The organism is Bradyrhizobium sp. CCGB01, assembly GCF_024199795.1.
Taxonomy (GTDB): Bacteria; Pseudomonadota; Alphaproteobacteria; order Rhizobiales; family Xanthobacteraceae; genus Bradyrhizobium.
Genome location: NZ_JANADK010000001.1, coordinates 9256939 through 9269646, shown reverse-complemented (window position 1 = coordinate 9269646; position 12708 = coordinate 9256939). Strand labels below are relative to the sequence as shown.

12 protein-coding genes are annotated in these 12708 nt (G+C 64.3%); 7 read left to right on the top strand and 5 right to left on the bottom strand.

Annotated elements, in window-relative coordinates:
• Positions 1-69 precede the first annotated feature (69 nt).
• Together NLM25_RS43595 and NLM25_RS43590 are read left to right on the top strand one after the other, a co-directional pair.
• A complete protein-coding gene (locus NLM25_RS43595; RefSeq protein WP_254141048.1) occupies positions 70-1482 on the top strand; it encodes an MFS transporter in 1413 nt (470 codons plus the stop codon).
• Positions 1483-1631: 149 nt separating this feature from the next.
• Positions 1632-2810 carry a PHB depolymerase family esterase gene (locus tag NLM25_RS43590; protein WP_254141047.1) on the top strand — a complete coding sequence of 393 codons (1179 nt, stop codon included), beginning with the start codon at positions 1632-1634 and terminating at the stop codon, positions 2808-2810.
• Between the two features lie 37 nt (positions 2811-2847).
• On the opposite strand, the gene NLM25_RS43585 is transcribed toward NLM25_RS43590, so the two are convergent.
• Positions 2848-3150, bottom strand: a complete 303-nt coding sequence (locus NLM25_RS43585; RefSeq protein WP_254124066.1) for a hypothetical protein — start codon at positions 3148-3150, stop codon at positions 2848-2850.
• A gap of 131 nt (positions 3151-3281) precedes the next feature.
• Between NLM25_RS43585 and NLM25_RS43580 the strand changes: the two genes are divergently transcribed.
• On the top strand, positions 3282-3650 hold the full coding sequence (locus NLM25_RS43580; protein ID WP_254141046.1) for a helix-turn-helix domain-containing protein: 369 nt from the start codon (positions 3282-3284) through the stop codon (positions 3648-3650).
• 4 nt (positions 3651-3654) lie between these two features.
• Here NLM25_RS43580 and NLM25_RS43575 read toward each other — a convergent pair whose 3' ends face one another.
• Positions 3655-4347, bottom strand: a complete 693-nt coding sequence (locus NLM25_RS43575) for an MBL fold metallo-hydrolase (RefSeq protein WP_254124064.1) — start codon at positions 4345-4347, stop codon at positions 3655-3657.
• A 171-nt stretch (positions 4348-4518) separates the two neighbouring features.
• Here NLM25_RS43575 and NLM25_RS43570 point away from each other — a divergent pair, with 171 nt between their 5' ends.
• Positions 4519-6123: an alpha-amylase family glycosyl hydrolase gene (locus NLM25_RS43570; RefSeq protein ID WP_254141045.1), complete on the top strand. Its 1605-nt coding sequence runs from the start codon at positions 4519-4521 to the stop codon at positions 6121-6123.
• Positions 6124-6185: 62 nt separating this feature from the next.
• On the opposite strand, the gene NLM25_RS43565 is transcribed toward NLM25_RS43570, so the two are convergent.
• Entirely contained in the window at positions 6186-7886 is a 1701-nt protein-coding gene (locus NLM25_RS43565; RefSeq protein WP_254141044.1) for an alpha-amylase family protein, read from the bottom strand.
• A gap of 307 nt (positions 7887-8193) precedes the next feature.
• Between NLM25_RS43565 and NLM25_RS43560 the strand changes: the two genes are divergently transcribed.
• Positions 8194-8685, top strand: coding sequence for an MmcB family DNA repair protein (locus tag NLM25_RS43560; protein ID WP_254141043.1), 492 nt, complete (start codon positions 8194-8196; stop codon positions 8683-8685).
• Positions 8686-8783: 98 nt separating this feature from the next.
• Here the strand turns inward: NLM25_RS43560 and NLM25_RS43555 are convergent, their stop codons facing one another.
• Complete coding sequence (locus NLM25_RS43555; RefSeq protein WP_074122131.1) at positions 8784-9338, bottom strand: ActR/PrrA/RegA family redox response regulator transcription factor; 555 nt, start codon at positions 9336-9338, stop codon at positions 8784-8786.
• 102 nt (positions 9339-9440) lie between these two features.
• Positions 9441-10763: an ActS/PrrB/RegB family redox-sensitive histidine kinase gene (locus NLM25_RS43550; protein ID WP_254124736.1), complete on the bottom strand. Its 1323-nt coding sequence runs from the start codon at positions 10761-10763 to the stop codon at positions 9441-9443.
• A gap of 107 nt (positions 10764-10870) precedes the next feature.
• Between NLM25_RS43550 and NLM25_RS43545 the strand changes: the two genes are divergently transcribed.
• Both NLM25_RS43545 and NLM25_RS43540 read left to right on the top strand, forming a co-directional pair.
• Positions 10871-11674, top strand: a complete 804-nt coding sequence (locus NLM25_RS43545; RefSeq protein ID WP_254141041.1) for an ABC transporter ATP-binding protein — start codon at positions 10871-10873, stop codon at positions 11672-11674.
• A gap of 109 nt (positions 11675-11783) precedes the next feature.
• Positions 11784-12602 carry an ABC transporter permease gene (locus NLM25_RS43540; protein ID WP_254124059.1) on the top strand — a complete coding sequence of 273 codons (819 nt, stop codon included), beginning with the start codon at positions 11784-11786 and terminating at the stop codon, positions 12600-12602.
• Positions 12603-12708 lie beyond the last annotated feature (106 nt).

Sequence of the window (12708 nt, the reverse complement as noted above, 5' to 3'; positions counted from 1 at the left end):
GGTAATCGCGCGGATGACGCTAATCTGCGAGCTTTGCGCGCAAATAAATCCCTGAAGGTTCGCGCGCCGATGCATCAAACCGTCACAAAACAAGTCGATTCGACCCGCCGCTGGTGGGTGCTGGCGATCGTCGTGGCCGCACAGTTCATGTTCGGTGTCGATGCCTTCATCGTGAACGTCGCCATCCCCACCATCGCGGTCGATCTGCATGCGACGCCCGCGCAGATCGAATCCGTGATCGCGATCTATCTGATCGCCTACGCCACGCTGGTCGTCACCGGCGGGCGGCTCGGCGACATCCACGGCACGAAGAGCGTGTTTCTCGCCGGCGTGCTCGGCTTCACCGTGACCTCGCTGTGGTGCGGCCTCGCGCAATCAGGTGCGGAGCTGATCGTCGCGCGGCTCGCGCAGGGCGCCACGGCCGCGCTGATGGTGCCGCAGGTGCTGGCGACGCTGCATCTGCTCTTCACGGATGAAACGCGCAGCCGCGCCTTCGCCATTTACGGCATCGTGCTCGGGCTTGCGGGTGCTGCGGGCTTCCTGCTCGGCGGCCTGCTGGTCACGATCGACCTTGCCCACACCGGCTGGCGCTCGGTGTTCTTCGTCAACGTGCCCTGCGGTCTCCTCATCGCGGCTGCCGCCTGGCGCATCATGCCGTCGGTGCCGCGTCGGGCCGGCACGCGGCTCGACATTCAGGGCAGCGCCGTCCTGTTCGCGGGGCTGCTGTGTCTGATCGGACCGCTGCTGTTCGGCCACGATGTCGGCTGGGCGCCGTGGCTGTGGGCGGTGATGGCGCTCGGCGGCGCGATCCTTGCGGCGTTCCTGAAGCTGGAGCACAGGGTCGCGCGCGCCGGCGGCATGCCGCTGATCGATCTGACGCTGCTGGCGGACGCGACCTTTCTGCGCGGGCTCGGTGCTGCCTTCTTTTTCTTCGTCGCCAATCTCTCATTCTATCTCGTCATGACGTTGTTCATGCAGCGTGGCCTGAAGATCCCGCCGCTCGCAGCCGGCATGGCCTGCATTCCACTTGCAATCGCCTTCGTCACGGCTTCGCGCCACAGCGGCGCGCGCGCACGGCATCGCGGCACAAAAGTGTTGATCGAAGGCTGCGCGCTTCAGATCGCCGGCCTCGCGGCGCTCGCGCTTCTTGCATTCCATGTCGATGCGCCGACGCCGATCGCGCTCGCACTCACCATGGCCATCTTCGGCTACGGCCAGGGGCTGGTGATGGCGCCGCTGTCAGGCGCGGTGCTCTCGACGGTGAAACCCGTCGCGGCAGGCTCGGCCTCCGGCATGTACGGCACCATGGCGCAGATCGGAAATGCGGCCGGAGTGGCCGCAATCGGCGCGGTGTTCTTCGCGATCGAAGCGCTGCAATCAGCGCGCGCAGCGTTCCTCGTTTCGCTCTCGCTGTTTGCGGCGTTAATCATGATCTGCGCCGCATTCCTGACGTGGATGCGCCGCGCATCTGCACGAAGTTGAGGCAGTGCGGTTAATGCGTGCGGATTCTTGCGGATTCCTGCGGATTTTCGAGTGATTTCGCGTGATTGACAGCACACGGCCTTTTTATTTTGCACCGCAGCAACTATTTGGTTTGGGTGAACGTTGAACGTCGCCTGCCAGGAGTTGCCGTGTTGCTTGCAAAAAATGTCGCTCTCTTGAAACATCTGCCGAAGGTGGATGGTCTGCGCCTTGCCGAGCTCGGCCGGAGCGCGGATGTGTCCAGCCCTCTGGAAGAGGTCACGGGCTTCGGCGACAATCCCGGAAATTTGCGCATGTTCGCGTTCGTGCCGGCGCAACTCCAGAAGCCGCGCGCGCTCGTCGTCGTGCTGCATGGCTGCGGCCAGACTGCAGCTGCTTACGATCTCGGCGCGGGCTGGTCGACGCTGGCGCAGCATTATGGCTTCGCGCTAGTGATGCCCGAGCAGCAGCGCATCAACAACGGCAACACCTGCTTCAACTGGTTCAATCCGGAAGACACTGCGCGCGACAGCGGCGAGGCGCGTTCGATCCGCGAGATGGTCGCGCATGTGGTGCAGGCGCATCGCATCGATCCCAGGCGCGTCTTCATCACCGGTCTTTCCGCCGGCGGCGGCATGACATCGGTGATGCTCGCGACCTATCCCGAAGTCTTCGCGGCCGGCGCGGTGATCGCCGGATTGCCCTATGGCATCGCCTCGAATTTGCGCGAGGCGCTGGACGGCATGTTTCATTCACCGGCGCGGCCCGAGCGCGAGCTCGGCGATTTCGTGCGGCGCGCCTCGAACCATCGCGGGCCGTGGCCGAAGGTTTCGGTGTGGCACGGCAGCGCCGACCGCACCGTCAATCCGGGCAATGCCAATGAGATCGTCAAGCAGTGGCTCGATTTGCACGATCTGCCGGCCGCGCCGATGGCGGAGACCATTGTCGATGGCTATCCGCGCCAGGCCTGGTGGAACAAGGACGGCGAAACGCTGGTCGAGTCCTACGCCATCACCGACATGGCGCATGGCACCCCGCTCGGCCTCGCCGACAATGATCAGCGCTACGGCGTCGAAGGCGCTTTCCTGATCGAGGCCGGCATTTCCTCGTCCTACCACATCGCAAAATTCTTCGGCCTGACCGGCTGGATTGCGGATGCGGCCGGAAAGAAGGTCGAGGCCAGGCCTGCGACGTCGAAGCCGGCGCTCCCGCCCGCGCCGCATCTCGCCCGCTCGATCCGCGCCGCAGTCGCCGAAGAGCCGGCCGAGCCGAAGCGCGCGGAGGCTCGCGGCTTCGATCTCGGCCAGATCATCACCCGCGCGCTGACGGCGGCGGGTTTGATGAAGTAACGCTTACGCTTGTCCGGGACGACGGCGGAGCTTGCGGCTACGCCGTCGCTGCGATCATCTCGATCGGCGTCACCGTCACCTCGCCGCCGGCGACCTTCCGCGTCATCTCCTGATAGGCCTTGAAGAAGTCGCGCGATTGCAGCGTCTTTTGCGCGGCATCGTCCGTGACGCTGGCGAGGTGGAAGTAGCTGCCGTCGTCGCGGTTCTTCAGCACACGGTAGCCGATCCGCCCCTTCAGCTCCGGATCGCCGTCGATCGCCTTGACGAAGCGGCCGATCTCCTGGTGCCAGGCTTCCGACGTGCCGTTCCTGAATTCGTATCTGATCATGAAGTGCTTCATGTGACGCTCCCTGTTCGTCGTGTGCGTCATCATCTGCGGCTTGCAGGCGATCCTGCAAGTATGGACAAAATTGATAGTATGGACTTTTTCGACGTCGCTCCTATTGTTATCTCGCGCATGGAGGAGACGACATGGCAAAGGCGATCCCGGCGCGCAGCTGTCCGGTTGCGGCCTTTCAGAAGATGATCAGCGGCAAGTACAAGCTCCGCATCGTCTGGGACCTCAAGGACGGCCCGCGCCGCTACGGCGAGATCCGCAGCGGGCTGCTGCGCGGCACAGAGGGCAGCGCCGAAATCACCCCGCGCGTGCTCAGCCGCGAATTGAAGGCGCTGACGCAGAGCGGCCTGATCGATCGCAAGGATTTCGGCGAGGTGCCGCCCAAGGTCGAGTATCGCCTGACCCGCAAGGGCAAGAGCTTCGTGCCGGTCGTCGCCGCGATCCGCGAGTGGGGCGAGCGCAATCTCGGCGACGTGGCGGCGCTGGCGGACGCCGCCGAATAGGGCCTCACACCTCGCCGGTGATGAACGGATTGGTCATCCGCTCCTGGCCGATGCTCGAGCCGGCGCCGTGGCCGCAGATGAAGCCGACATCGTCGCCGAGCGGCAGCAGCTTCGTCTTGATCGAATTGATCAGCGTGGCGTGACTGCCGCCGGGCAAATCGGTGCGGCCGACCGAGCCGGCGAACAAGACGTCGCCGACATGGGCAAAGCGCAGTTCCTTGTTGAAGAACACCACGCTGCCGGGCGAGTGGCCCGGGCAGTGGAAAATGTCGAACTGCAAGCCGCCGATCGACACGCTGTCGCCTTCGTCGAGCCAGCGGTCCGGCTCGAAATTGCGCCCGCCGGTCATGCCGAAGCGCGCGCCGCTCTCGACCACGTTGTCGAGCAGGAATTTGTCGGCGACATGCGGGCCCTCGATCGGCACCTTCAGCGCATCGCGCAGATCGGCCGCGCCGCCGACATGGTCGATATGGCCGTGGGTCAGCCAGATCTTCTCCACGGTGACGCCGGTCTGCTTGATCGCGTCCAGGATCTTCGGCACGTCGCCGCCGGGATCGATCACCACGGCCTTCTTGCTGGGCTCGTCCCAGATGATGGTGCAGTTCTGCTCGAACAGCGTCACGGGGACGATGATCGCGCCGGCCTTGGCTTGCGAGGAGTCCTGCGCGGATTGCTGGGTGTCATTTTGCTCGGTCATGGGCCTCACAATGCCGATTTTTGCCATGCCGCCAAGCAAAAGATTCGTGCCGCGCCCCGGAACAGCCGCACCGGCCGTCACACGGCCGTCCCATTTCGCCTGCTGGTTTGAACCGCAGCGTTCCTTCCGCGTTCTCTCGCGCGAGACGCAGATTTTGGGTGGGTTTCCGGCATGGCTCAGGGCGGCGATAATTGGTGGCGCGACGGCATCTTCTATCAGATCTACCCGCGCTCCTTTCAGGACACGGACGGTGATGGCGTCGGCGATCTCGCCGGCATCTTGCGGCGGCTGCCTTACGTGAAATCGCTTGGCGTCGACGCGATCTGGCTGTCGCCGATCTTCCCCTCGCCGATGGCCGATTTCGGCTACGACATCTCCGACTATACCGGCATCGAGCCGCTGTTCGGCACGATGGAGGACTTCGATGCGCTGCTCGCCGCCGTGCACGAGAACGGCCTGAAGCTGATCCTCGATCTCGTGCCCAACCACACCTCGGACCAGCATCCCTGGTTCGTCGAGAGCCGCGCCTCGCGCGACAATCCCAAACGCGACTGGTACGTCTGGCGCGATCCGGCACCGGACGGCGGCGTGCCGAACAACTGGCTGTCGGAGTTCGGCGGCAGCGCGTGGCAATTCGACGAGACAACCGGCCAATATTACTATCACGCCTTCCTCGCCCAGCAGCCGGACCTCAACTGGCGCAATCCGGATGTCCGTGCCGCGATCTACGACGTGATGCGGTTCTGGCTGGAGAAGGGCGTCGACGGTTTTCGTGTCGACGTGATCTGGCACCTGATCAAGGACGCCGAATTCCGCGACAATCCGCCTAACCCGCATTACGTCGAGGGCCGGCCGCCGAACGAGAAGATCCTGACGCAATACTCTACCGACCAGCCGGAGGTGCACGACGTCATCGCCGAGATGCGGCGCGTCACCGATGCGTATGCGGCGCGCGTGCTGATCGGCGAGATCTATCTGCCGCTGCACCGGCTGATGGCCTATTACGGCAACGATCTCACCGGCGCGCAGATGCCGTTCAATTTCGCGCTGCTCTCGACGTTCTGGAGCGCGCGCTCGATCGAGAAGATCGTGGAGGATTACGAGAAAGCGCTGCCCAGGGGCGCCTGGCCGAACTGGGTGCTCGGCAATCACGATCGTCCGCGCGTCGCCAGCCGTGTCGGACCCGAGCAGGCCCGCGTCGCCGCCATGCTGCTGCTGACGTTGCGCGGCACGCCGACGCTCTATTACGGCGACGAGATCGGCATGCATCAGCTCGCGATCGCGCCCGAGGACGTGCGCGATCCCTTCGAGAAGAACGTGCCCGGCATCGGTGTCGGCCGCGACGGCTGCCGCACGCCGATGCAGTGGGATTCTTCGCAGACCAGCGGCTTCTCCGGCGTAAGGCCATGGCTGCCGCTGCCGGAGGACCATATCCACGACAACGTCGCCAATCTCGAAGCCGACGCGCGCTCGATCCTCAACCTGTACAAGCGGCTGATTGCCTTGCGGAAGGCCTCTCCGCCGCTGGTCGCAGGCGACTATCATCCGATCGCCGCGCAGGGCGATCTCCTGATCTATCGCCGCGAGGCCGAGGGTAAGGCGGTGATCGTCGTGCTCAATCTCGGCCCAGAGCCGATCGCCGTCACCACCAGCGCGATCCGTTTCAACAGCGAGATCCTGCTATCGACGTTTCTGGATCGCGAGGGCGAGCGGCTGGATGGCGTGCTCGATTTGCGCGGTAATGAGGGGGTCTTGGTGGCGCCGCCTCATATCTAGCCGTCGTTCCGGACAAGCGCAGCGCGCGCTCGCGGGAATGACGGTGATGCGAGGGCATATACCTACCCGGGATGCTTCTTGCCCCGCACCGTATTCTCGTCGATGTCGCTGCGCTTCAGCAGATAATCCAGCCCGCCGACGCGGTACCAGCGATAGCCGTAGGGCTCCAGCACGACGCGATGCTGGCCGCGCTTGTCGGCGTGGCTGTGATCCTCCGCGAGCAGGTTGATCAGGTGCGCGCCGGCATCGCCAGGCAGCCCCGCCGAGAACGCGATCTCGCGCGGCATCTCATCCAGATTGTGCAAGAACAGCACGGAATTGTTGCGCCAGTCGTAACGCATGATGAACACGGCGGGGTCGCGTGTCGGAATGATCGCGAAATCGCCCCAGCCGATCTCCGGCACCTCCTTGCGCATGCGGACGATGCGTTCGGTCCAGTTCAGCATCGAGTTGGGATCGCGTCGCTGTTTGGCGACGTTGACATGCGGGTAGCCGTAAGGGCCCTTGTCGATGACCGGGCAGGCCGGCTTGTCGCTCTTGGTGAAGCCGCCATGCGGCTCGGTCGACCATTGCATCGGCGTGCGCGCGCAATTGCGCTCGGGCAGCGCGAGATCGTCGCCCATCGCGATCTCGTCGCCGTAGCGGATCACGGGCGTGCCCGGCAGCGTGCACATCAAGCTGTAGGCGAGTTCGAGCCGACGGCGGTCGCCGCCCAGCATCGGCGCGAAGCGGCGGCGGATGCCGCGGTCGTAGAGCTGCATGTCCTTGTCGGGGCCAAATTTCTTGAACACGATTTCGCGCTGCGCCTTGGTCAGGCGGCCGAGATCGAGCTCGTCGTGATTGCGCAGGAACAGGCCCCATTGCGCCGTGGCCGGCCGCGGCCTCGTCGCCTTCAGCGCCTTCGCCAGCGGACGCGAGTCGCCGGATGCCAGCGCATAGAACAGATGCTGGTTGACGTGGAAGTTGAACATCATGTGCATGCGGTCGGCATCGCGGCCGAAATATTCCATGTCGGTTTCCGGCAGCACGTTGGCTTCCGCAAGGATGATGGCATCGCCCTGTCGCCATTGCAGGAATTCGCGGAACGCGCGCAGCATGTCGTATTGCTCGACCGGCTTCTTCACCTTGGCGCCCTTGGTGGCTATCACGAACGGCACGGCGTCCATGCGGAAGCCGGAGACGCCGAGCTGGATCCAGAAGCCCATGATCTTCAGGATCTCGGCCTGCACGTGCGGGTTCGACGTGTTGAGGTCGGGCTGGAAATCGTAGAAGCGATGGAAGTAATACGCGCCGGCTTCCTTGTCGCGCGACCATGTCGATTTCTGCACGCCGGGAAACACCATGCCCTTGTTGGCGCCGGCTGGCTTCTTGTCCGACCACACATACCAGTCGCGATAGGGCGAGTTCTTGTCGCGCCGCGCTTCCTTGAACCAGTGATGCTGGTCGGAGGTGTGGTTGACGACGAGGTCGATGATGATGCGGATGCCGCGCTGCTTGCAGCCATGGGCGAACTCGACGAAATCGCCGAGCGTGCCGTAGCGGGAATCGACGCTGTAATAGTCGGCAATGTCGTAGCCGTCGTCGCGGCCCGGCGAAGTCTGGAACGGCATCAGCCAGATTGTGGTGATGCCGAGGCCGTGGAGGTAGTCGAGCCGCCGCAGAAGGCCCTTGAAGTCGCCGACGCCGTCGCCGTTGGAATCCATATAGGAGCCGACGGACAGGCAGTAGATCACGCCGTTCTTGTACCAGAGATCGTCGATCATGCGTGAGCGGCCTCGATGCTTCGCCGAGGTGCGGCGGCTGCGTGATAAGTGCCGGGGGGAGGGGAGGTTCCCGCGTCACACTCCTCCGTCGTCCCCGCGAACGCGGGGACCCATACCGCGTGATCTATCGATTGCTGTCGATAGAGGTACCGAACGACGAGTCTTCGCCAAATCTCCCCCTATGGTTATGGGTCCCCGCTCCCCGTGCGCAATTGCGCACTAGGCGGGGACGACGCCGGAGTAGGGAGCCGCAGCCTGCCTCTATCGAACTGTGTCCGCCCCGACCGGAATCGGCTATCCTCCCGCCATGGACAGCACCGCCCGCAACATCGCCCTCGTTCCACCGCCCGACCGCCGCCAATCCGAGACGGCGCTGGCGATCGCGCGCGGCACGGCGCGGCTGCTGCGTTCGCTCGGCTTTACCTGCATCAGCGAATTGCCGCTGCCGTCGGGCCGGCGCGCCGATCTGGTGGCGCTGAACGAGCGCGGCGAGATCTGGATCGTCGAGATCAAATCGTCGGTCGAGGATCTGCGCGCCGACCAGAAATGGCACGAATACCGTGCCCATTGCGACCGGCTGTTCTTCGCCTTCACGCAGGACCTGCCGTGCGAGATCTTTCCTGAAGGCACCGGCCTGATCATCGCGGATGCCTATGGCGCGCATCTGCACTGCGAGGCGCCCGAGCACAAAATCGCCGCCGCCACGCGCAAGCAGATGACGGTGCGTTTCGCGATGGCGGCAGCCTTGCGGATCAACCGTCTGATCGACCCGCAGGGCCACGCGGATTTCTGGGAATGAAGTCGTAGGGTGGATTAGCGTAGCGTCATCCACCAACTGCTGTCGCAGCGAGAAAAGGTGGATTACGCCTTCGGCTAATCCACCCTACAAGATTCGGGTTACCTCGGCGCGCGCTTCGCCAGAATGCGCTGCAAGGTGCGGCGGTGCATGTTGAGCCTGCGCGCGGTCTCCGAGACGTTGCGGTTGCACATCTCGTAGATGCGCTGGATGTGCTCCCAGCGGACGCGGTCGGCGGACATCGGGTTGGTCGGCAGCTCGGATTTCTCCGCGCTGGTCGACAGCAGCGCGGCGACGACGTCATCGGCATCCGCGGGCTTCGAGAGATAATCGATCGCACCCATCTTCACGGCGGTGACGGCGGTGGCGATGTTGCCATAGCCGGTCAGCACGATCGCGCGGGCTTCGGGGCGCTTCTTCTTCAGTGCGGAGACGACGTCGAGGCCATTGCCGTCGCCGAGGCGAAGGTCGACCACGGCGAAGGCGGGCGCGGCCTTGCCGATCTGGGCGAGGCCGTCCGAGACGGTGTCACATGACGTCACCGCAAATCCGCGGGTCTCCATCGCGCGTGACAGCCGCTCCAGAAACGGCTTGTCGTCCTCCACGATGAGAAGCGAGCGGTCGGTCTGTTCGTTCAGTTCGGCGATGGCGTTCAAGGTTTTTTCCTCTCTCCTGCACATCCACATATGGCGTCGCAACCGGGCGGTGCCAAGGCCGCAAATAGTCGATCGGCCCCGCTGTGCGACGCAAGGTCGCGCCTATCCTATTGTTTCTTCGAGCGTCTCGATAGCCTCAAAACGCTCTCTCGGCCAATTGATGTGGACCACCGCGCCGTGTTCAGGAAAGGTCCGATTGGTAAACGAGACCTTGGCGCCGGTGCGTTCCAGCAAGGTGCGCGCGATGAACACGCCGAGTCCGAGCCCGCGCCGCTCGCCGCCGCTGTCATCCAGATTGCGCCGCCGCGACAGATAGGGCTCGCCGATCCGGTTAAGGATATCGGGCGGAATGCCCGGGCCGTCGTCGGAAATCACGATCTCGATCGTGTCCTTGTTCCACCAAGCATTCACCTCGACCGTGGTGTGGGCGAAATCCACCGCGTTCTCGACGATGTTGCCGACGCCGTAGAGGATCGCCGGGTTGCGCGAGCCGACGGGCTCGGCCACGACGGCGACCGCGATCCGCACCTTGATGTCGACGCCGAAATCGCGGTGCGGCGCCACCACCTCCTCGATCAGCTCCGACAGCTTCATGCGGTCGAACGGCGCGCCTTCGGAGGAAAGCTGGGTGATCTTGCTCAATATGTCGCGGCAGCGCTGGGTCTGCTCGCGCAGGGTCTTCAGGTCGGCGGCGAAGATCGGCTCCTTCACCGTCTTTTCCAGCTCGCGCGAGATCAGGAAGATGGTCGCGAGCGGCGTGCCGAGCTCGTGCGCGGCGGCGGCAGCCAGGCCGTCCAGCTGGGTCAGATGCTGCTCGCGCGTCAGCACCAGCTCGGTCGCAGCCAGCGCGTCGGCGAGCTTGCGCGCCTCCTCCGTCACCTGGAAAGAGTAGAGGCTGGTGACGCCGATCGCGAGCACGATCGAGAGCCAGACGCCGACGAGATAGATCGGCGGCAGCACCAGCGGATCGTCGGAATCCCAGGGCAGTGGCAGATGGAAGAAGAACAGGACCGAAGCGCAGGCCACCGCGAGCAGGCCGAGACCGAAGGTGAAGCGGGCCGGCAGCGCAGTGGCCGAGATCAGCACGGGCGCGAGGAACAGGTACGAGAACGGGTTTTGCAGTCCGCCGGTGAAGAACAACAGCCCCGCCAGCTCCACGATGTTCAGCGCGAGCAGTCCGGCCGCCTGCATCGGCTCCAGCCGCTGCATCGGATTGGACGCGGTCTGGAGCGCCAGATTGAGCGCGGCCGACAGGGCGATGATGCTGACGCAGGGGACGATCTCGACATTGAACTCCAGCCCCTGCGCCACGATGAAGATCGCGGCAAGCTGCCCGAGCACCGCGAGCCAGCGCAGCCGCAGGATCGTGTCCAGGCGGATATGCCGCTGCGCGTGGCGAAAGTCGGAAGCGGCGATTTCGGTCATGTCGGTCAATGTGGCGGTGCCTTCTCGATCACAAACGCTGGGCTCGTGGAACCGCCCGAGATACAAGCCTTGCGCTCCCCGCTGCAATAGCAGAAGAACGGCCCAGCATGACCGAGAATGACAAGGCTTCAAGTCGGCCGACTGTCGCGGATCGCGCCTCCTCCGCGGCGATTGCGGTCGATCACCTCGTCAAGGTCTACAAGCAGATCCGCGCGGTCGACGATATCTCCTTTTCGCTGCCGCGCGGTAGCATCACCGGGCTTCTGGGCGGCAACGGCGCCGGCAAGACCACGACCATCGCGATGATCATGGGCCTGGTGCTGCCGACCTCCGGCCGCGTTCGGGTGCTCGGGCATCGGATGCCCGAGGAGAGCGCGGCCGTGCTGGGGCGGATGAATTTCGAGAGCCCCTATGTCGACATGCCGATGCGGCTCACGGTGCGGCAGAACCTCACCGTGTTCGGCAAGCTCTATGCGGTGAAGGACCTCTCCGATCGCATCGCCAGATTGGCCGACGAGCTTGATCTCACGGATTTCATCGACCGCGCCAACGGCAAGCTCTCCGCCGGGCAGAAGACCCGGGTCGCGCTCGCGAAAGCGCTGATCAACCAGCCCGAACTGCTCCTGCTGGACGAGCCCACCGCCTCGCTCGACCCTGACACCGCCGACTGGGTGCGGGCGCATATGGAGCGCTATCGCAAGGAGAACAATGCCACCATCCTCCTGGCCTCGCACAACATGCTCGAGGTCGAGCGTCTGTGCGACCGCGTCATCATCATGAAGCGCGGCCGCATCGAGGACGACGACACGCCGGAGGCAATCATGGCCCGCTACAACCGCACGACACTGGAGGAGGTGTTCCTGGACGTCGCCCGCGGCCGGGTAAACGGTGCGAAGGAGGCGGTGAGATGAGCGGCCCCCTCAGTCTCTGCCGTAGCCCGGGTGAGCGCAGCGATACCCGGGGACGCTGCAAGCAAAGTCCCGGATGTCGCTGCGCTCATCCGGGCTACGCGGTGCCCCGATGACCGACATCTCCCTCCATCGCGGCATCTCCGCCCACCGCATCGGCGCGATGATCCTGCGCTACTGGTACCTGTTGATGTCGTCCTGGCCGCGGCTGCTCGAGCTGCTTTACTGGCCCGCGCTCCAGGTCGTCACCTGGGGCTTTCTCCAGCTCTACATCGCCGAGAACGCCAACTTCTTCGCGCGCGCCGGCGGCACGCTGATCGGCGCCGTCATCCTCTGGGACATCCTGTTCCGCGGCCAGCTCGGCTTCTCCATCTCGTTTCTGGAGGAGATGTGGGCGCGCAACATCGGCAATCTCATGATGAGCCCCTTGAAGCCGATCGAGTTTCTGCTGTCGCTGATGATCATGAGCATGATCCGGCTCGCGATCGGCGTCATCCCGATGACGCTGCTCGCGCTGTTCCTGTTTCACTTCAACGTCTATGCCCTCGGCCTGCCGCTGATCGCGTTCTTCTGCAATCTGATCTTCACGAGCTGGGCGGTCGGCATCTTCGTCTCGGGGCTGGTGCTGCGAAACGGCCTTGGCGCCGAAAGCATCGTCTGGACCTTGATGTTCGCGGTCATGCCGCTTGCCTGCGTCTACTATCCCGTCAGCGTGCTGCCGGGATGGCTGCAGTACGTCGCCTGGTCGCTGCCGCCGACCTACGTGTTCGAGGGAATGCGGGCGCTTTTGATCGAGCACACCGTCAGGACCGATCTGATGCTGAGCGCGTTGGCCATCAATGCGGTGCTGCTGGTTGCATCTTTCGGGGCATTCCTTGCCCTTTTGCGGAGCGCCAAGAAGCACGGCTCGCTGCTCTCGAGCGGCGAATAATCACATTTTCTCGTGGATTCAGGCGGGTTTGGCCGTTCAGAGCACGTAGATGTACGGAACCATGCATTGACGCAATATTACGCATTCGGCAGTATGCTGCGATGCG